Below are 20,470 nucleotides of genomic sequence, written 5' to 3'. Positions count from 1 at the left end.
CAGCGCTTTTCAAGTAATTGAACGACACTCCCTCCAAAATTGTTAGAGTAAATAAAGTTATGAGGACGCAAATATGACTGACAAAAATCGTTCTCAATGGGACTTAGGCAGGTTTATCGAAACCCTGACTTACTTTGAGGTAATTCCTTTCCTTAACTGGGTACAGCAATTAATCCAAGGTCGTCCTAAGGATAATCAATATAGACCCAATGGAGGAAGCAACGTGGGTGTAATATTAGTAGCAGGTGCAACAGGTGGTGTCGGTAAACGAGTCGTGCAGCGATCGCTCCAACAAGGTTATAAAGTTCGCGCCCTAGTTCGAGATATTGACAAAGCGCGGTCAATTCTTGGTAATGATATTGATTTAGTAGTTGCGGATATCACGCAACCAGAAACTTTAACTCCTTTAGTTATGGCTGATATTCAAGCTGTAATTTGTTGCACAGCAGTGCGCGTACAACCAGTTGAGGGAGATACAGCAGACAGAGCCAAATATTATCAAGGTGTTAAATTTTACCAGCCAGAAATTGTTGGCGACACTCCCGAAAATGTAGAATATCAAGGAGTCAAAAACTTAGTCGAAGCGGCGGCAAAATATTTGCCCCAAGCAAAAGAAAAACTAATATTTGATTTCACCAAGCCATCAGCAGAATTAAAGGATAACTGGGGAGCGCTGGATGATGTCGTCATGGGTGGCGTGAGTGCTAGTAATATCCAATTAGTAGAAAATACAGCTTTATTTGCTGGTAATGTCTCCACCGCTAACTCTGGCGGATTTGCTTCTGTCAGAACGAAGAATTTTGATCCACCCTTCAACTTATCTGGTTATGAAGGAGTGAAATTGCGCGTCAAAGGTGACGGTCAGCGTTATAAAATATTTCTGCGGACAGATACAACATGGGATGGTATTGGCTATAGCTATTCTTTCGATACTGTAGCTAATACCTGGATAGATATTCAGATTCCCTTTGCAGATTTGATTCCCGTATTTCGAGCAAAAGTTGTTAAAGATGCACCGCCACTTGAAGAAAGTAGAATTCGCTCATTCCAACTGATGTTGAGCAAATTTGAACATGATGGCGCTTTAAATCCCAAATTTTCCCCAGGTGGTTTTGCTTTGGAGTTGGAATCAATTAAAGCTTATGGGGGGACAGCTTTACCACAATTTATTCTCGTCAGTTCAGCAGGTGTGACTCGTCCCGGCCGCCCTGGCATTAATTTAGATGAAGAACCCCCAGCAGTGAAATTAAATGACCAATTGGGAGGAATTCTAACTTGGAAGTTGAAGGGAGAAGATAGTTTAAGAGAAAGCGGAATTCCTTATACAATTATTAGACCTTGTGCTTTAACTGAAGACGCAGGGGGTAAGGAATTAATATTTGAGCAAGGTGACAATATTAGAGGCAAAATCAGCCGTGAGGATGTGGCAGAACTTTGCATACAAGCGCTAAAAGTAGAAAAAGCGTCTAACGTCACATTTGAGGTTAAACAGGGAGAAAATACTGTCAATATCGATTGGCAGAGTTTATTTTCTAACTTACAACCTGATGAAAGATGAAATATCTACAGATTTTTAGTCTGTAAATTATCTCAACCAAGTCTGGTTAGATAGACTGTTCTAGCAAGTCAGCTATTGGGATGAAAAAAATCAAGGTGCTAGTAATCGCCGGGATTTTAGTAACAATTATATGGGGCAGTTTTTTTTCTAAAACTGCCTCATCGCAACAAGTAGAGTCCCGCATCTACAATCTGGAAGCGGATTTGAATCGTGTTGAGTCGCGGTTAAATCAGCTAGAGTCTCAGCTAGGTAAAACTCGACAGTCTCCATCCTCAAGAACAACACTTACCCCACGACAATCAACTCGTTCTAGAGGTAACTTATCACAGCAAGATCCGATGTTTGATCGGCTTGCAACTTTGGTGGTTGAATTGAAGCAACAAGTTAATAAATTAGAGCAGCGAGTTGCTAAATTAGAATCACGCTAAATATTTAATCAAATTTCAAAAGGGTAGTATCGTAAGGCAAAATTAAAAATTAAAAATGAACACATTAAGGCGAGAGACGCGATGAATCGCCGTCTCTACAATAATCAGTCTTTCGTCTTGACAGCAATTTTCAACTTCAATTGTTGTAAAAGTTCAGTGCTAATGGGTGATTTTGCTAGAATTGGATGCTTAATACCTCCCCAGACACTTCCAGTACGGATACGATGGGAAACTAATATTTCAGGAATTTGACTAGAGATTAAAACCTTTGGTGGTGCAAGTTGGCCGAGCGATCGCGCTCTCTTGTAATGATATGATTCTGATAGAGCCAGATCCAGTTGTTGAGCGATGATTTCTGAGCTTTCTTTTGCCGAATCTAGTAATAAAATATAGTGTGGAGGATCGGCAATGGGCATCAAACTTTTAAAATTAGTTTCTTGCAAGTTCAATAGAGTCAGAGCATTATTTACAAAGGTTTCTTGCAACTTTTCGCCCACCAAATCGCTCACAGCTTGATGTCGTCCGAGAAACTCTAAACAGGGAGTGTGGCGATAGTAATGAGTTACCCGGATGCGATCGCCAATTCGATAACGATATAATCCGCCTTTCTGGGATAAAATAATCGTGTATTCCTTGCCAATGTTGAGTTCGTGTAAACCATGCGAGGAACCAGTCTCATCCTCGAACTCGAAAAAAACTTCATCCAGAATCGGCACACATCCCCCAGCTACAATCAAGGGAATCGTTATTGGGGCTTCCGTTGCTAGTAGTCCTTTACCTTGAATTAATACATCTGGAAATTTTAATCTTAATCCCTGAGCTTGATCTGCTGCATTGGCGCTATCCCAGCAAGAAATCAGCTTCAAATTTGGCCAAAGTTGCATCCAGGGAATATTACTTTCGCACAGTTGTTGCAGACGATGATGTGAAATTTGATTGTGTAATTCTTTTCGCAATAAATCCTGATTTTCTTGAATATATTTTAAATGTACTTGTAGAAAACTAGGACTCCAAATAGAAATAATTTCTAGTTTTTCAGCCTCTAATAATGCCAAAGCCAGTTGATGTTTAAACAAGTTCGCATCATGCAGGCGATTAAGTTTATTTGGCATCACCAACCAAGGACGCAAAAACCAACGCAACCAGCCATCTAAGTAATCTAGATCGTTCTGTAAACTTTGGCTATCAGCTATATTTAATTGCGGCGAGATACAAGCATAAATCTTCCCTGTGGAGAATTTCGGGCCATGTACAATCAAATCATGCGCCCATACACAAAACATCTGATTAAACGATCGCCGCAAAGATTGAGTATAAGGAATCCATTTTACCGCCCCACTACTACCAGAGGTTTTTTCATAGAATAAAATGGGTTCGGGAGTGAGGGAAATTTGTTGAGGTTTTTGATTTAAGTAGGGTTCGAGCGCATCATAATCTACAATTGGCACACGCTGCCAATCGTCTACAGAATGAATCCCCAAAGTTTTACCATACTCACTCTTGATTAGGCGATCGCAAATCTCCCTTTGTACAGATGTCTGCATTAACTCTGGGTTATCCAAAGCTTGATAAAATCGCCTCGCAGTTGGTGCGAGGATTTGCCCAAAAAGCTGAATAATCGGACGCATTATTGCACCTTTTGATTAGGATAAAGCTTGGTGGCTGCTGGTAAATAAGAACCATCGCCAATGACTACACCAGGAGCAAGATTAGATCCGGCTCCCACAAAAACATTGCTGCCAATCTTGACTTTTTTGACATACAACATTAAATTTTGCTTGCGGGGTTTAATGATGTGAGAATAGATACCGACACCATGCCCGATAACGACGCGATCGCCAATTTCTAATAAACTGCGATCGGCAATCTCTAAACCTGGTGTCCAGTAAACATCTCGCCCCACTTTAGCACCCCACAATCGCAACCAACAAGAAAACACCCCCGGAATCAACCGCAGCATTGCTTCTAAGGCTGGAATAGCAATATAAATTACCTGGATTTGATGACTACCCCACCAGGGATTATATTCTTTATTTTGTAAATAACTAATACCTTCCCGCACAGGATAAACCCATTCATGCAAGCGATAAACTAGCACTGGTAGCCCATAAATAGAAAGTAACACCGCCAGAATGCTGAAGATGTTAGGTGAATAGGCGAGGTAGACTATTGCTGCCCCAGTTAGCAATAATATAAAGGCGGGAAAAAACGAAATAATTTTACTTAGAACTGTCATTAAAATGGGAAGAAAAGTTTTTGGAACAAGTTTAATGAGCTAGTAATTCCTATTGTAGACGGCAATTTTGTGCTTTCATAATATGTTCCATGTAACTTATCCCAAATTTTCAGATTAGCCCCATAGTTATAATTGTGGACTTCACGGCAATGATGCCAAGTATGATCCTGTGGTAAGATTAGCCAAGAAGATAAAAATTGATAAAGCCAGCTACTTTCAGGAATTATCAAGCTGCTATGTCGCCATAAATCTAAGGCAGAAGTTAGACTTACTCCGAGTAAATAACCTGTTGGATCGGCTAACAGATACAAAAACAAAGTGTGTATCCATAAATAAATAATTAATAAACTTGTCCAAAGTGTGTTGCGAGAAGTTCCTAATACATCCATCTGAGTAGCAGTATGATGGACTTGATGAACTTTCCACAATAATTTAGTATGTAATAAACGATGATTCCAATAATATAAATAATCAACCACAACAAAACTAATAATAAAAGCCGGGATTAATGATACTTCTAAATATCCTTGTTGAGTGGGTAATAAATGTTGATAAAGCCAATAAACTAAAGTAGCTTGTAGTAAGGGAATCAAAATTCCTTGAATCGTTAATCCAATGCCATCTAGAAACCAATCTTCACAACTTTTAACTTTAAGTTGAGTTCGTCCAGCTTGATTGGTAATAGTCCAACCAACTAATCCGATAAAAGAGCCAAAAATTAGTAGTTGTGAAAAGTTTTGTATTCCCACTTTTGATTGCTCACACTGATATTGATTAATTACGAATTACATCATGTCTGCTTGATTACTTATTAAACCCGAAGAACCCCACCCCGCCAAAGCTACGCTTTGTCTACCCTCCCCTTAGCAAGGGGAGGGGATTAAGGGGTGGGGTGTAATGACTGTGGAAATCATGACTAATTTATGCGGAGATGATATTATTTTTCAAACCCAAAATGTAATTTTTACTGATTGATTTGGCAATAAACGCGGATCTTCTCCACGAGATATAGCTGCCATAATTGACTCTACAAATATATGAGTTGTGTCCGCAGGCGTATTATAAAATTGTGTCCCGTATTTAGCGATCGCTTCCCCCTGAATACCCAAAATTTCCACATCTTGGCGGATAATGTGTTGAGCAGTCCACCGCACAAAGGGACGTGCTAACTTATTCCAAATACCATAGTTATAGGTGACATCGGTGTAAACCAGAGTTGAATTATCGGTTTCTGGAATAGATTGACTGGTAATGAACAAATGGCGATTATGTGCCATCTTATACTCTACAGAGGTAATGTTTGGCATATAAAAGCGATCGCTATGTTTAATCTCTGCACCCTGCAAATTTAGAAAACGGCTGTACCATCCCAAATTATTGTTTTCGTTGCGATACTCCACCAAAACCGAACCATGACAGCGTTCAACAGTCATCTCTAACTTTTGTTGGCGGGAAGTACGGAAAACACCAGGATGAACAAAAGCCGTATGGGGAATATCAATAAAGTTTTCCGCACAATTAGTAACATTGTTAGCAAAACGGTTAATTACCCGTACCGTCTCCCATCCTGTTTGCCCGTAGTGAGGCATAGAAAAGGGTTCAAGATCAACACTTGGGGTATCAGCTAACCGCACATAAACATAGCCATCCTGTTCTTTGGTAGCGTAACACTTGGCTCGACGCTGTGGGGAAGGTTTGAAATCATCACCTTCGGCTGGAACAGCAATCACGTTTCCAACCCCGTCATATACCCAACCATGATAGGGACATTGTAAAGCACCGTTACAGATTTTACCTGATGATAGACGGCTATTGCGGTGTAAACAGCGATCGCGTAAAACTACGGGTTGTCCATCTTCGCCGCGAAATATCGCCAACCATTCTCCTAAAACAGTGCGTGATAATACTTTGTTAGGTTGTAACTGTTTGCTGAGTGCGACAATGTACCAGAAATCTGCAAATTGCATAGTGGGTGGGAGCGATCGTATATAAATTATGGCAATGTCTTGAGTAGAACTGCATTGCTGTAACTATCGAATTCCAAAAGAGCTAATTTACAATTAAAAGTGAGATAGCCTGAGATGGGAAAACGAGCGTGACATTACAACAATTGCAAAAGCAGGTATTAGAGTTACCAATTAGCGATCGCTGGACATTAGTGCAGATCCTTTTGGAGTCGCTACAGCGAGAAACTAATTCTGAATTGAAAAAGGGTAACTTGTCTCGACTGCGAGGAATTGCAAAAGATACATAAATATCAAGTGAAGATGTTGAAGCGTCATCGGTCATGACAGGAAAAAGGTATATTATTTCCTAGCATTTTTGAGCGGTTTATTAAGTCCAGTTATTGCTACTTGGCTCAGTCAAGTTTCAAATGTAATAAGCATTCCATTGATAACACTATCAGGTTTCGCTATATTCGGTTTACTATTTCTAGTATTTGATCATTGGCTATGGAAATGGAGCCTTTTTTACAAAATCGGAATTGTGAAAATACCAAACTTAAGTGGGAAGTGGAATGGCTACATAATCAGTTCTAAACAACCACAACAAAAGATTACAGCTACAATTACGATATATCAAACTTACTCTAATATCCGTATTCGGCTAGAAACCCAATATGCAAGAAGCTTGTCACTTATGGCAGCTTTTGAAATGGTTGATCCTATCTGTTTTAATCTTAATTATGAATATTTATCTGAATATAGATCGCCACAAGGAGATATTGTTAGACATTATGGAGTAACACGACTAGCTTTAAAGAGCGATAATAACAAATTCGATGGGGAGCAAAGGGGCGTTAAAGTCCTCTGGCACTACAAAACGCCCTTTATCCTGTCCTAAACTATCGCGGCGATTTGATGAAGTGCGAAACGGAACTAATTTGGCAACAGGAATGCCTCTGTCAGAAATAATGATTTCTTCTCCATGCTCTACCCGCAATAAAAGCTGTGAGAGATTCGTTTCAGCTTGATGGATATTTACAGTTTCCATGATTTTATCTAAGTCTCTAAATTGAGTTTAACCAATTCATCCTTCCAGTCTGCAAATTTCAACATTACCGCAAAATAAGGTTTCTTAATTCGCTTTTCGCTGGTACAAATGAATAATTCTGTAATTTCACTTAAATAAACTTTTAACCAATGTATATAGGTGAAGAAATAACCAACAAAAGATGATCTTTGTTAAATCTTTAAGGTTGTTAGGTATATATAAATTTTGTGTAAACTTATTTCAATATTTACAGCAGGTTATGTTTTGAGTTTGGGCGTAGGCGTGGCCCTCACACATAGCAATCCTATCTAAGTTGTGAAAATGAACAAACCACTTTTTCTGCGAAATGCCAAGAAGAGAAAAAGAAGTTTTCACATCTAATTTAGGACTGCTATAGTTGCGAAAATCAGGCATGGAGATTTGCTTGTTCCTGCAACCACGGATCTACAGGTTGTCCATCTTTGCGGCGTAATTCAATTTCCACAACCATCACTTCTTTGGAACCAGGAGGTGCAGGTTTTTTATGGAAAATAATGTCATAATCTTCTGGATTATGTTTACGTTCTTTCAACCATTCCTGTACTTTGGTTGTGGCAAAAAATGATTGCCCTTGCTCAAACATTCGGGTAATCTGTAATTGCAGTGTGTAAGGATTTATGCGACCCATTTTCTACCGCCTTTGTTAAGTTAATTTGAGGACAAGTAATCTACTTACCGTAGATAATCTAATGTTAATGCGAAGTAACCACACCTGACACTTCCCATACAGGTAGAACTTCCAATTTCAACGCCTTGTTATCTATAAAAACAAAGTCCGAACCTTGTTCGGTGGATTGTCTAAGAAAGTGCCAATGCTTTCGCAATTTGTCTTCCACTAGTTGATAAATTATTATTTTACTGCTTGACTTTCACCATCTTTAGCAGTATCTACAACGTAGTTATGTTCTAGTAGTAGATCACCAAAGTTTGTTACAAATTTGACTGCGCTCTATAACTAAAGTTGTAGGTACACTCAGGACGAGGAAACGGATTAGTTAAGGATTGCTCAGAATTTTACACTGCCTCTACAACATTTAACCACTTAATTCTGTTATAGATTGGAGAGAGGCAAGCCGCTTCGAAAACTGACCAACAGACTCAGATGGTTGTTATGCAGACCAAAAATCAAGCTGTTTTCGCTTTAATTGGAAAAAGTACTATTGTATTTTTACCCTTATTGTTATCCATTGGAATCGCCAGTGGACAATCTGCACCATCACCCAACCCAGGACTAATTCCGACTCCGGTGTTATCGAATTCAGAACGGGAAGAATTAGCACGACTACGAGCAGAAAAACGAATTCAACAGCAAGTTCAATCTGATTTTAAAAGCACTTTTAGCCGCACAACTATATTACTCGATATTTGGCTAGTTATCCTAAGTCTCTTTCCAGTCGCAGTCATTGCTTTGTTATGGCTGTTGCGACGGGTGATAATCCGGGAAATTGTTGATAGGGCAATGCAACAAGTCCAGGGAATGGAAAAATTACAAAATCAGCTAACCACCGTTAAACAAGAGGCTGAAAATGTTATTCAAGATGCGAAAAAAATAAATTCTGAATTAGAACAGGAAACGACTGCTTTACAACAAAAAATTAAAAATGAACAAGAAAATGTATCTATTCTGAGATCCGATCTAGATTTAGCTAAAGCACAGGTATTAAGTAGATTAGAAGCGGAAATAAAAAAATCTCAAGGAAATATAGAAAATTTAGAGTCAAAATTTGCTTCGGGGTTATCTAAGTTAGAGTTTGATGCTCAACAACAAAAAGATATAGCGCTGGATAATTTAGGAAAATTAGCATCTGCGATCGCAGAAGAATTGTCTAAGTTAAAGTTAGGTGTACAACAACAGCAAGAAGTAGCCGTTACTGATTTAGAAATATCAAAGTCTGAGTTCACATCTCAACTTTCTGGATGGAAGTCTGATGCTCAACAACAAAAAGATATAATCTTTGAAATTTTAACAAAATTACAGTCAGAATTTGTAGAAAAGTTATCCGAATTACAGGTTGATGCTCAAAAGCAAAAAGAGATTGCCGTTGATAGTTTAGGTATATTTGAGCAAGAACTTAAATCTCAATTATCGGAATTACAGATAGATGCTCAAGAACAAAAAAATAAAATTCTTGCGAGTTTAGCAGCATTGCAGTCAGAATTTAAATTGCAATTATCGGAATTACAAGTCGATGCTCAAAAATCCAAAGAGCTAATTATTGAGGATTTAGAAAAATCTGGCTCTGAGTTTACTTCGCAGTTTTCAGAATTACAATGGAATGCTCAACAACAAAAGATTCTCATTTTAGAGAAGTTAGAAAGACTAGAAACTGAGTTTGTCTCTCAACTCTCTGAGTTACAATTGGATGCCCAAGAAAGAAAGGATCTGATTCTTCAAGAACTAACTGAAATTACGCCAAAATCGATTCTAGAAGTGGTGAATTTTGAAGTTGAGCAAGAAATACAGGAACAGCCACAACAACCGGAATTCACTGCTGATGAGTATGTAAAACAGGGAGATGATCTGTTTTCTGTAAGGCGTTATGAAGATGCGATCGCAGCTTACAACCAAGCAGTGAAAATCCAACCTGATGAACCTGTGAGTTGGTTAAAACGTGGTTTAACTCTGGGAAGATTGAAACGCTACCAAGATGCGATCGCATCTTATGATCAAGCGATTGCGATTCAGCCAGATTATCATCAAGCTTGGTGCGATCGCGGCGTTGCTTTTGGAAACTTACAACAACATCAGCAAGCCTTTGCCTCATTTGATAAAGCTACACAAATCAAACCTGATGATGCCGTTGCCTGGTTAAATCGCGGTCTTTCCCTAGTAGCATTAGAACAATACGAAGAGGCAATAATCTCCTTTGAGAAAGCGCTAGAATTCCAACCAAATTCTCCCAAAATCTGGGATAAATACGGTTATACATTGGTAAGATTGGGACGCGATGATGAAGCGATCGCTAGTTTTAACAAAGCCTTAGAAATTAAGCCAGATTATGCTAGTGCCTATTACAACAAAGCAGCCTGTTACGCACTGCAAAGACAAGTTGACCGATCTCTGTTAACTCTACAACAAGCGATTGAACTTAATCCCAGGTATAAAGAAGACGCAGCAACTGACCTAGATTTTGATGATATTGCCGACGATGAGCGATTTAAGCTGTTAGTTGCAGAATAAAATGTCATTTGTCATTTGTCATTTGTCATTTGTCATTCGTCATTCTCCCCTCTGCTCCTCTGCTCCCCTGCTCCCCAGACATGGCTTTGAGTTTAGATGTAAAAGAATCAGAGTGATCGCTTTTTTCGGGTGTAAATTGTCCGATTGGGGCATGAATAGGAGCAGGTGGGAGCAGTTTTGGCTGTCGTTGATGATGGTTTGGTGATGGGGAAGGCGCTGGACCTTCTTGTGAAGTTTGCCTCTGGCTGACAGCAGATAATCGCTCAAGGGTTGCCGAAGAGGTAAATTTCCCAGAAAGCGGAGACTTTAAGACAGTTTTATTATCTCTATCTTCCTGCTTTCCATCTTCTTCACTCAAAGATGTCTTTGGTTCATAACTTTTCAGTTGGAGAGTCGCAGTATTGCTGTGTTGATAGCCATTGCGAATCCTAGCTGGAGGTAATTCAGGACTCGTCACTTGCTCTAGAGTGGGTTTTTTCTTGGCTGGCGGTAGAACTGGTGCAGCCGATGACGTTAAGCTTTGGGGAAATTTGCTACAAATCATCCGTTCAAATTCCATGTTGAAATGATATGTAGCCTGATCCCGGCGCTGCCAAAATACTAAAATTTGCTGCACGGAAACCGCTTTATAACGACCTTGATATAGTGCCTCAATCACTGCCAGGTGTAGCCAATTAAGGGGGTATTGCGTTTGCCAACGCTCAACTAGCTCATTGGCACTATACCCACTGAGATCGAAACTATAGTTAATTAATAAGGCGATCGCCAAGTTGGCAGAGGTGTCTGGAAGTGTTGTTAACATGGGGCTATTAGCTTTAGGCAATAGGTCTTAGATTTGTCACCCATCGCATATTAGCCTAGCGTGCTTTTAACTACATGGTTTATTTTTCCAAGAGTTGCCAAGACGATAGGCAGTGTTCCTTATTCTACTTGCCAACTTCTAGAATGCAACCCCACATAGACTGATTTAATCGCAGATGTTCGCCGAATGGCGACTAATGCCTGATAAACCATCGCTGCAACTTCGGCGCGTGTTGCCAAACGTAAAGGTGCAAGCACTTTCGGATCTGGATAGTTGACAGCGATTCCCCGTTGTGTGGCAGTGGCAACGGCTGTCCGGGCGTAGTCGGGAATAGTATGACGATCGCTATATAGTTCTAAAACACCGCTATCAACAGCTGGTAATCCCAGTCCGTTTACTAGGGAGACAATCACCTGTAGCCGCTGCACACTTTGATCGGGGCGGAAAGTGCGATCGCTAAATCCGCCAACAAAGCCACCGCTAGCTGCGATTTGGATAGCGCTATAAGCCCAAAAATCCTTGGGTACATCTGTAAAATCAGGTGCCGGGATTTTAGGAAATGGGTTAAAAGCGATCGCCACCAAAGCTGCATACTGGGCGCGAGTCATAGGTTTATCTGGCTGATAGCTACCATTGGCAAAAGCATGAGTTAAATCCATGCTCACTAATGCCTGAATAAATGGTTCTGCCCAATGTCCATCTAGTTCGGAAGACGCTGGGACAAAGGGATAAGGGGACAAGGGGGGTTTTTGAGGTGGGTATTCTGTCGAGGTATCAGAGAAACTGGTGTTAAATGTTACTAAACTGTTTGGGAGTAATTCTACCAAACCCTTGACTAGAGACGAATTTAATTGATTACCTACGGAAACTAGCTTTTGTGTAGTGGCATTATATAAATCAAATTCACCATGATCGCGAAAAATATTATCACCTGGATCTTTGGTATTACCTAAATCAGGGAGTGCATTGCCATTGACTAATAAACCACCTTGGGTATTTTTAGCAATGAGATTTTGACGTAGCACCGGTTGGGCATTGCGAGAAAGTCGCCGTGCGATTTTCTGATAATTTATTATTGGCGATCGTCGGAGTGGCAAAGTCACTAATTGCTATGCCTAAAGGGTTTCTTTGAAATACATTCCGCAGTACTTCTCCCTCGCTATGACCTGCCATCACTAACCCGCTAGCAGTATTTTGCACAAATAAGTTATCTAAAATTGTGGATTTGGCAGCACCAGTGGTAAACACACCTTCCCGCCCACAGTTGCTCAGAGTATTGTTACTTAAAGTAGGTGCAGCAGATTCAATCCAGATACCAGTACCTTTGGCTGAGGGATTGGTAACAGTTACACCTAAAAGACTGGCATTATCTACCAAGAGCAGCGTAATATTTTGTATACCAAAACTGGGACTTCGATACTCACCACTCCCGGAAATTACAATTCCTGCACCTTTGTTAGCTTCATTACCCACCACTGTCACCCCTCCAGGGACGATTAGTGGAAACACTTCACCACTAGCGGCGTTGTAAGTCCCCGACTCCAGATGAATTATCGTCAAGATTTTGGTTACTTTTAAAGCACGGGTGAGGCTTTTAAAAGGACTCAACCGTGACCCAGTATTGGTATCATTCCCTGTCATAGGGTTGACATAGAGTGTGACGACGAGGGTAGAGTTCACCATTGATAGTTGAGAGTCAATTGTTTTAATTATGACAATCGTAAATAACAATACTTGTAGCAAACTTTTTCACAGTAATATCCTTGTGTATAGAAAATATATCCACTTGAGTTTTTCTGACAAGCAGATCGTATGTACACAAAAGTTATAAACTCTTGCGCAACATTCCAAGTTCTCATCTCAATGGCATTGTTAGGGACTTGCAAAAAATAAATTATCCCAAATTATTTGTATATTTGCAGGGGCGCAAGGCCTTCATTGGTGTCAACTTAAGCCCCTCATCCCCTAACCCCTTCTCCCAAGGGAGAAGGGGAATTGTAATGTCTAGCTCCCCTCTCCCCAAGGGCTACGGTGTACAGACAAGTCAAATTACCCCCCTCAATCCCCCCTTGGAAAGGGGGGAAGCCAGAAATCTAGTTCCCTCCCCAATACATACGGGGAGGGTTAGGGTGGGGTAAAAACCAGCTTCTTGAACTACTTCAGACTTGTGTATACACCGTAGCTCCCCAAGGGAGAGGGGCTGGGGGTGAGGGCAAAACGTTGTGTCACCAAGCGGGTTTAGCGTTAAATTGACATCTATGAAGGACTTGCGTCCCGACAATAGAATATTTGTTTAGCTGAAAGTCCCTTAGCCAAAACAATGGCATTGTTGTCGAAACAATCGCATTGTCACCCGAAACAATCGCATTGTTAGTCGAAACAATCGCATTGTCAGCCAAAACAATGGCATTGTCAGCCGGAACAATCGCATTGTCAGTCAAAACAATGCCATTGCACCTCTAAAAAACTTGTGTGTAAGCTGTTGCGCCTGCGGAGAGGAGATTAATCTCGGTGTTCCAAGGTACTGTTTTGGTTAATGTATTGAGTCAGCAACCCAGAACCCTTGCTCTGTAAGAAAATGAGATTAAACATTCTCATCCAGAATAGTTCCTTCTATATTGGCTCCATCCAAATTGGCTCCGCTCAAATTTGTCTGGCTCAAATCTGCTTGAGTGAGATTTGCCTGGGATAAGTCAGCTACACTTAAATCTGCACCACTTAAATCCGCTCCATCTAGATTCGCCGCTATCAAGTTTGCTTCCTGCAAATCCGCCTCACTCAAATTAGTTTCAATCAATTTAGCAACCGTCAAATCAGCGTGACTCAAATTAGCTCCATCCAAATCTGCTCCATCCAAAATTGCTCCATCCAAAATTGCTCCGCTTAAGTTGCTACCACTGAGATCCGCATTGCTCAAATCTGCTCCATTTAAGTCTGCTTCAATCAAACTGGCGTGGGCTAAATTAGCGTGACTTAAATTAGCTCCATCTAAAATTGCTCGATCTAAAATTACGCCACTGAGATCGGCTTCTCTTAAGTTGGCCTCGCTCAGGTTGACACCAGTAAAGTCTCTGACACCTGCGGCATAGTTTTTCAGGAGTTGATCTGCTTTCATATCTGTCGCTGTGCTAAGGAACGTTTAATTGAGGCTATCCAGCTTACCCAGACAGGCAGTAAATTCTCAGCACGCGCAACTGAGAATTATTGTGATGAATTAAACCAGAGTAAATTTTGAATCGCTTCAATCTAGATTAGCTATTCTTAACTACTGACGCTACTACCTAGAGTTGTGAGTTAATTTCATACTTAGGAGGGATGTTGCCCACCTGAAAAATTTCAGCATTAGTGCAAAGCGATCGCTATACTCAAAAGACCAATTATCTACACCAATAACCCTTAACCCAAGCGCATTGGATTATTTAGGATGAAGCAGGAAACTCCTTATTTGAAGTCATTAGTCATTAGTCAATCGGAAGTCCACTGCGATACTAAGTATTTTCGGTATCGCAGCGGATAATTCATGTTTCCCCGCCAACCACTACATCTCGAATTCGGAGGCTAGGGCCACCACAACCCACTGACAGGCCATTTTGCCCTCCCTTACCACAACCACCAGATTCATCCCAGTAAAAATCATCACCAAGTGCCTCAATATCCGCTAAAGTTTGGAATACATTTCCCGAAAGCGTCACATCCCTGACAGGTTCAGCAATTTTGCCGTTCCTAATCATCCACGCTTCCCCAGCGCTAAAGGTGAACATTTCCCCATTCGTCATCCCACCCAACCAATTACGGGCATAAACTCCTTCTTTGATATCGGTGAATAAGTCTGCGACTGGCGTTTTACCCCGTTCAATCCAGGTATTTGTCATCCGCACAATGGGAGTAAAGTGATAGTTAAGACAGCGGGCGTTACCCGTAGGCGCTTCTTCCAATTTGCCAGCAGTTTCACGAGAATGTAAACGTCCCACTAAAACTCCATCTTTAATTAGTTGAGTAGTAGTGGCAGGTGTGCCTTCATCATCGTAAAAATAGCTACCGCGATGTCCCTCTGGAGCCGCACCATCAAAAATTTGCAGTTCTTCTGGGCCAAACCGCCGTCCGATGGTCATAACTTCCAGGAGATCGGGGTTTTCGTAAGCCATATCAGCCTCAGAAAGATGTCCGAAGGCTTCGTGGACGAATAAACCCGTCAGAATTGGGTCAATGACTACAGTGTAAGTATTGCCTTTGACTGGTGGTAGAGATAAAGCGGCGATCGCTCTTTGAGCAGCCCCTTTTACCTGTTCATCCAAACTAGTTAAATCTTCGTAAGCTTTGCGAGAGCCAGTAGTTTCCCGTCCAGTTTGTACGGTTTCGCCATTTCTGGCGGTGGCGGCAAAGCGCATTTCCATATCCACCCAAGATTGCTCGATCAAAGTACCTTCGGAAGTAGCAATGATTACTTTTTGGGCACTGTCACCGTAACGCACCGAGGTAGTGGTAATTCGGCGATCGACGCTTTTAAGCAATTGGGCATAGCGATCGCACAATTGTTTTTTCTGCGAGAGTGAGACATTTCGGGGGTCAGTACCTTTTAGGGGTAGAATGCATACTGCTTGCACCGGGTCAATGGGTGCAAGTAAAGTTTCTTCATCACCAACCATCCGCGCAGCAGCGATCGCTTCTTCTATGCGATCTTTGATTGTTGCTAGCTGGTTAAAGCAGCTCAACCCCCATCCGCCTTTATAACAAGCGCGAATATGCCCACCAATGGAGATGCCTTCACTGAGGGTTTCTACCTTGTCGCCACGCAACAAGATATCAGTCCCTTCTGCTTCTTCAAGGCGAATCATCAGATAATCTACACGCTCACGGTAGCGGGCGATCAGGTCAGAAAGTAAATTTTGTGCGTCAGCAAGTGTAGTCGGCATTTCCAATTAGTAACAATGACGAACTGCATTTATTTTGCAATTATTTGGGGAATTTCTGCTAATCAATATTATGAGGGGACTAGGTACTGGGGGAGATGATACCATTTTAGATTTTGGATTTTAGATTTTGGATTGGGAATTGCCTTGGTGCGTCTGGCTTGGTGTGAATCCATCTGTCGCAATCATTTTTCAAATTGGTATGAGTGAGTGGAAAAACAGGCGAGAAGTTACAGTAAATTTTTCCTCTGTGCCCCTTTGCAACTCTGCCTCTTGTGCCCAATCTCCAATCCCCAATCTTAAGTTACTGTGGGTAAGAACTCAATGATGTGCTAAGATAATCAAGTGAGAATAAAATTCGGTTACATTCTTTGTTTTTAGTATTGACAGGCTTTTCCCTTTTGGTCTTAACAAGCTTGCCTCCGAAATCTAAATCTCTACACACCTATGATTTTGGAGATAATGCATGTCAATTTATGTAGGTAATCTATCCTACGAGGTCACACAAGATGACCTCAATTCTGTGTTTGCCGAACACGGTACTGTAAAGCGGGTTCAGTTACCTACTGACCGTGAAACCGGACGTCCACGCGGCTTTGCCTTTGTAGAGATGGGCACAGAAGCTGAAGAAACAGCTGCCATTGATGCTCTTGATGGAGCTGAATGGATGGGACGCGACCTCAAAGTGAATAAGGCTAAACCAAAGGAAGATAGAGGTGGTTCTTTTGGTGGTGGTGGTGGCGATCGCCGCGGTGGTGGTGGTGGTGGTGGATACAATAGATCACGCTACTAAGCTTTAAGATCAAAAATTAAGTTTTAACGTCTAAAGGGCAGAATCATTATCTGCCCTTTTTGCGCTCCGGTCTACTGGATGGCTTAAATTGCCCAGTACCAATTAAGTAGGAGATGATAAATGACCCAAGTATTTGTGGGCGAAAATGAAGGAATTGAGTCAGCCTTACGCCGATTTAAGAGGGAAGTTTCCAAAGCAGGTATTTTTCCAGACATGAGAAAGAATCGTCACTTTGAAACGCCTTTGGAAAAACACAAGCGCAAAGAAGTTGCTAGACACAAACAACGCAAGAGAAATTTCCGTCGTAATTAACTATTAGCGATACCTCCGGTTAGCTATGCTAACACGCTCTCTCATTAGATTCTTAGCTGTCGAAAAGGCGATCGCTGTACTCCAAAGGAGAATCTAATGAGTAAGTTTTGAACTTAGAAAACCTTTCCTGATATAAGCTATCTATCAAAATTATTATAAATTTGTTTAAGTTACTGCTGTTCTGTATTAATCAGAATTTCTAAGCGTAACTAATTAGAAAATAAGTCACGTCGCTTCTCTACGAGACACTACGCGTAGCTTGCTTCCTCGGAGGGGTACGCTCCGAATTCAAAATTCAAAATTCAATAATTTTTGATCCTCATAAATAAATTTAGTTGCTCTGTATCCTTTTAATTTTAGGTCAAAAATATTCTTAATAATAGGCTGTACCCAATACTGCTCGGTTAAGGGTAAAAGGAGTGGAAGGGTCGATATATAAGGTTTTTATTTCCCCTTTAACCTTTTCCCTTTCCCCCAAAACCAGACATCAATTCCTTCTAAGTACGAGTACGCGTAATCTGAGTAGTATCAAAGTCTTGCAGCCGAGTCATATTTCCACTGTCCTTATCAACAATATACACAGCATTAGGTGTCTCATATCTCATAGCTCCAAAGGCGAGTAGTTGACCTGTTGCAGAGCAAACTAAGCTTTGTAAGCCATTATTCCATGCTTGACCATTAACTTTCAATTGTCCTAGTCTGATGGGCTTTTTTTGATTTGAATTTAGCCGCACCAGAGTTGTATCACCATACGCACCAACTATAGAGGTATAAAGTATTCCATCTGGGCACTCAGCTAGATTGCTGACCCGCTCATCTTCCAGGAATTTAATCTTACTAATAAAACTTATCTCTCCTGTTTGAAGGTTAATATCTACCAATCTGATCGGTGGTGTACCGTTCTTCTTTCCTACTAGTCCAATGAGTCGCCCATCATTAGTACCTAGCAAGCTCCCAAGCTGTTGATTTTGTTTAAGTCCTGAGACTGTCAAAGTTTTTACAGGCGGACCCAAAAATGTAATGCGAGTAGGTGTCGGCTGTCTCCGACTAAGCGCAACCGGAGTAATGGCTACAACAAGTGTGCCATCGCTTAAAGAGGTAAAACCACTCAATATCTCATTAGGCTCTAATAGAGGTGTACTTTTATCCGTAAGTACCTGAGCCTTTCCTGTCATTAAGGATTGCAAAACTAGTCCTACAGGCTTAATATCTGTACTTACACTGTTTAAGGCAGTGTTCTCTACTAATTCAGTGGTGTTTACCTCTGTAATAGCCGTTTGGTCAATATTAACGAGCGGGCTAGAACCTATACCTACAATATTTAAACTTGGTGTTTCTGCCAAGGCTTTCTTGGTTAGATAACTAAGTCCAGATACTACAGTTCCAGCAAGTGCCAACTGTCCAAACCGTCGACGTGATACCTTGTAATTCATATTTTCCTTCTTAGAATGAATGACTTTTATTAGGTAGCAGTGTGAACGTAAACAGATCAGGCTAATATATTTGCGTCCAGGTTGCTACTGAAGGTGTTCCATTTTTGTCACTAATAAAAAGCATGTACCAGCCTGGAGGTGCGATGTTTCGATTGTTTATGACCGTGACCTTAAGAGAAGTAGCATTTCTAGAAATAATGGGTGCATCCACTAACCTTTGTTCTGTATCGCAAGAATGGGTAGTTGCCATTGGTCTAATCAGACTCACCCATTTAATATTCGCAGCTTGGGGTGTCTGAATCGTAAATTGCTGCCCGTAGGTAACAGTTTGAGGAGCGCTCTGAATAACTGGTCGCGATCGCGACATATATGCAGGACTGTAGATTTCTAATCGCAGTTCATTGACCCTGCGTTGAGGGTTCCCCCCAGCTGTGACGACCCTACCATCTGGTAGCAGCAAGGCCACCGAGTGATATACGCGGGGGACATTTTGTTTAGCTACTACTGTCCAGGTATTTGTAGCTGGATTGTAGATTTCTGCTGGCAGCATTGATTGTGTTGTGTCCTCATTCATTTTGCTACCATTGCAAACAAACACTGTGCGATCGGGCAATAAAACTGCGCTGTGATGCATCCGGGCATAGTTTAAAGGCTTTGCTGCTACGTAAGTTGGATTACTAGCTTTTAAATCGACAATATTTACCCTCTTTGTTGCTGTCTTACCACTACCCCCACCGATAATCATCACCTTTTGATCTTGTGCAGGTGGTAAAAGGAGACTGGCAGCTTGATCGCCAAAAGCTATGTCTTGTAGCCCTGTCACGACTGTTTCTGTAATGGATTGTGTAAATTTCTCTGGCAGAGTTAATATCCTTGGTGTCACTCCAGTGCCACCCATCTGCGCACCTGAATAAAAAATTTTTCCACTACTTAGTAAAAACAAATGTGCGTATGCTGGTAAGGCACTAGTTGTTGGAAAAGCGTTCCAACCATTTGGAAAGAAAGCAGAATAAATTTCTGGTTGTCTATTGAGCTTGCCATCTTTATCCGGCCCAGACACTGCTAAGACTCGACCGCTGCCTAGTGTTAACACAGTAGGATACCAGCGACCATTATTCATTGATAGTATCTTGACCCATTTCTCAGCAATGGGATCAAACATCAGAGCATAGGGTGAACCATAAAATGGGTCATAGCGCAAAGTTCCACCTGCAACCAGCAACTGACCATCAGGGCGGAAGGAGTGACCAGCGCAAAAAAGATCCATAGGTTGATTGTTACTATCCAATGGAGGCGCTTGACGCGAAAAGGTTCCCTTTTTTACATCCCAGACCACACTGTCATAAGGAGTATTTAACCGATTGGGATCGTTACCTGAGCCACAGAAAAAGAATACCTTACCAGTACGAAGTACAGCGGCATGTATAGGTAGGATTGGAGCATTGTACGACAATATTTGCCATTTATCTGTAGTAGTAGCTAGAGCTATGAAAGTCCCTAAATCTGTTTCCTCTTGAAGGTTGGTCTTGTTATTAGGCTGAGTCACTTTATTTACAATTCTTTCTACGTGAACTTGATGTTTTGCACTTTATTTTATTAATTTATTTCTCCATTTATATCTATACTTCTTTAGGCTTATTTAGCGTTAAGATATGATGTGTTTCATAATAAGGAAATGTAAAATCAGTTTTATCAATAGTAATTGTGCTGTCAATCATCCATCCTGTAAAGTATCTAATTAAGCCTTAAATACATTGCTGATATCAATAATACTACATCTCGTT

The 20,470-nt window shown here is 41.0% G+C and carries 18 protein-coding genes and 1 pseudogene; 7 read left to right on the top strand and 12 right to left on the bottom strand.

What is annotated here, in order from left to right; translation table 11 throughout:
- Positions 1–73: 73 nt before the first annotated feature.
- The gene (locus HWQ43_RS05240) at positions 74–1,558 is read left to right on the top strand and encodes a CIA30 family protein (protein WP_292730956.1); all 1,485 of its coding nucleotides are present in this window, start codon (positions 74–76) and stop codon (positions 1,556–1,558) included.
- An 80-nt stretch (positions 1,559–1,638) separates the two neighbouring features.
- Positions 1,639–1,986, top strand: a complete 348-nt coding sequence (locus tag HWQ43_RS05235; protein WP_194045492.1) for a hypothetical protein — start codon at positions 1,639–1,641, stop codon at positions 1,984–1,986.
- Positions 1,987–2,090: 104 nt separating this feature from the next.
- Here the strand turns inward: HWQ43_RS05235 and HWQ43_RS05230 are convergent, their stop codons facing one another.
- The 4 genes from HWQ43_RS05230 to HWQ43_RS05215 all read right to left on the bottom strand — a co-directional run bounded on the left by HWQ43_RS05230 (position 2,091) and on the right by HWQ43_RS05215 (position 6,189).
- Positions 2,091–3,614, bottom strand: a complete 1,524-nt coding sequence (locus tag HWQ43_RS05230) for a GH3 auxin-responsive promoter family protein (protein WP_292730952.1) — start codon at positions 3,612–3,614, stop codon at positions 2,091–2,093.
- On the bottom strand, positions 3,614–4,222 hold the full coding sequence (locus HWQ43_RS05225; protein WP_292730950.1) for a DapH/DapD/GlmU-related protein: 609 nt from the start codon (positions 4,220–4,222) through the stop codon (positions 3,614–3,616). The genes HWQ43_RS05230 and HWQ43_RS05225 overlap by 1 nt, the downstream gene beginning before the upstream one ends.
- On the bottom strand, positions 4,222–4,971 hold the full coding sequence (locus HWQ43_RS05220; protein ID WP_292730948.1) for a sterol desaturase family protein: 750 nt from the start codon (positions 4,969–4,971) through the stop codon (positions 4,222–4,224). Before HWQ43_RS05220 ends, HWQ43_RS05225 begins: the two co-directional genes overlap by 1 nt.
- Positions 4,972–5,166: 195 nt before the next feature.
- Positions 5,167–6,189: an aromatic ring-hydroxylating dioxygenase subunit alpha gene (locus HWQ43_RS05215; RefSeq protein WP_292730946.1), complete on the bottom strand. Its 1,023-nt coding sequence runs from the start codon at positions 6,187–6,189 to the stop codon at positions 5,167–5,169.
- A gap of 128 nt (positions 6,190–6,317) precedes the next feature.
- On the opposite strand from HWQ43_RS05215, the gene HWQ43_RS05210 reads away from it, so the two are divergent.
- The gene (locus HWQ43_RS05210) at positions 6,318–6,476 is read left to right on the top strand and encodes a hypothetical protein (protein ID WP_292730945.1); all 159 of its coding nucleotides are present in this window, start codon (positions 6,318–6,320) and stop codon (positions 6,474–6,476) included.
- Positions 6,477–6,544: 68 nt separating this feature from the next.
- On the top strand, positions 6,545–7,066 hold the full coding sequence (locus HWQ43_RS33715; RefSeq protein ID WP_366932786.1) for a hypothetical protein: 522 nt from the start codon (positions 6,545–6,547) through the stop codon (positions 7,064–7,066).
- Here the strand turns inward: HWQ43_RS33715 and HWQ43_RS05205 are convergent.
- Together HWQ43_RS05205 and HWQ43_RS05200 are read right to left on the bottom strand one after the other, a co-directional pair.
- Positions 6,980–7,216: a type II toxin-antitoxin system Phd/YefM family antitoxin gene (locus HWQ43_RS05205; protein WP_292730943.1), complete on the bottom strand. Its 237-nt coding sequence runs from the start codon at positions 7,214–7,216 to the stop codon at positions 6,980–6,982. The genes HWQ43_RS33715 and HWQ43_RS05205 overlap by 87 nt on opposite strands.
- A 406-nt stretch (positions 7,217–7,622) precedes the next feature.
- Positions 7,623–7,883, bottom strand: coding sequence for a hypothetical protein (locus HWQ43_RS05200; RefSeq protein WP_194043036.1), 261 nt, complete (start codon positions 7,881–7,883; stop codon positions 7,623–7,625).
- Between the two features lie 483 nt (positions 7,884–8,366).
- On the opposite strand from HWQ43_RS05200, the gene HWQ43_RS05195 reads away from it, so the two are divergent.
- Positions 8,367–10,436 carry a tetratricopeptide repeat protein gene (locus tag HWQ43_RS05195; protein ID WP_292730938.1) on the top strand — a complete coding sequence of 690 codons (2,070 nt, stop codon included), beginning with the start codon at positions 8,367–8,369 and terminating at the stop codon, positions 10,434–10,436.
- A 25-nt stretch (positions 10,437–10,461) separates the two neighbouring features.
- On the opposite strand, the gene HWQ43_RS05190 is transcribed toward HWQ43_RS05195, so the two are convergent.
- The 4 genes and pseudogenes from HWQ43_RS05190 to HWQ43_RS05175 form a co-directional block, all read right to left on the bottom strand.
- On the bottom strand, positions 10,462–11,238 hold the full coding sequence (locus HWQ43_RS05190) for a hypothetical protein (RefSeq protein WP_292730936.1): 777 nt from the start codon (positions 11,236–11,238) through the stop codon (positions 10,462–10,464).
- A 119-nt stretch (positions 11,239–11,357) separates the two neighbouring features.
- Positions 11,358–12,921 (bottom strand): annotated as a pseudogene (locus HWQ43_RS05185) (DUF1565 domain-containing protein).
- Positions 12,922–13,822: 901 nt separating this feature from the next.
- Entirely contained in the window at positions 13,823–14,353 is a 531-nt protein-coding gene (locus HWQ43_RS05180) for a pentapeptide repeat-containing protein (RefSeq protein WP_292730934.1), read from the bottom strand.
- Between the two features lie 403 nt (positions 14,354–14,756).
- The gene (locus tag HWQ43_RS05175; protein ID WP_292730932.1) at positions 14,757–16,151 is read right to left on the bottom strand and encodes a TldD/PmbA family protein; all 1,395 of its coding nucleotides are present in this window, start codon (positions 16,149–16,151) and stop codon (positions 14,757–14,759) included.
- 463 nt (positions 16,152–16,614) lie between these two features.
- Here HWQ43_RS05175 and HWQ43_RS05170 point away from each other — a divergent pair, with 463 nt between their 5' ends.
- Both HWQ43_RS05170 and rpsU read left to right on the top strand, forming a co-directional pair.
- Positions 16,615–16,941 (top strand): RNA-binding protein, encoded by a 327-nt coding sequence (locus tag HWQ43_RS05170; RefSeq protein ID WP_292730931.1) that lies wholly within the window; start codon positions 16,615–16,617, stop codon positions 16,939–16,941.
- A 120-nt stretch (positions 16,942–17,061) separates the two neighbouring features.
- Positions 17,062–17,253: a 30S ribosomal protein S21 gene (rpsU, locus tag HWQ43_RS05165; RefSeq protein WP_069073774.1), complete on the top strand. Its 192-nt coding sequence runs from the start codon at positions 17,062–17,064 to the stop codon at positions 17,251–17,253.
- A 497-nt stretch (positions 17,254–17,750) separates the two neighbouring features.
- Here the strand turns inward: rpsU and HWQ43_RS05160 are convergent, their stop codons facing one another.
- Both HWQ43_RS05160 and HWQ43_RS05155 read right to left on the bottom strand, forming a co-directional pair.
- Positions 17,751–18,686 (bottom strand): hypothetical protein, encoded by a 936-nt coding sequence (locus tag HWQ43_RS05160; protein WP_292730929.1) that lies wholly within the window; start codon positions 18,684–18,686, stop codon positions 17,751–17,753.
- A gap of 61 nt (positions 18,687–18,747) precedes the next feature.
- Positions 18,748–20,232 (bottom strand): galactose oxidase-like domain-containing protein, encoded by a 1,485-nt coding sequence (locus HWQ43_RS05155; protein WP_292730927.1) that lies wholly within the window; start codon positions 20,230–20,232, stop codon positions 18,748–18,750.
- Between the last annotated feature and the right edge of the window lie 238 nt (positions 20,233–20,470).

It is taken from the genome of Nostoc sp. JL31 (genome assembly GCF_017114965.1).
GTDB classification, from domain to species: domain Bacteria; phylum Cyanobacteriota; class Cyanobacteriia; order Cyanobacteriales; family Nostocaceae; genus Nostoc; species Nostoc punctiforme_A.
Note: the sequence above shows the minus strand (reverse complement) of the source record. Positions and strands in the feature narration are given on the sequence as shown.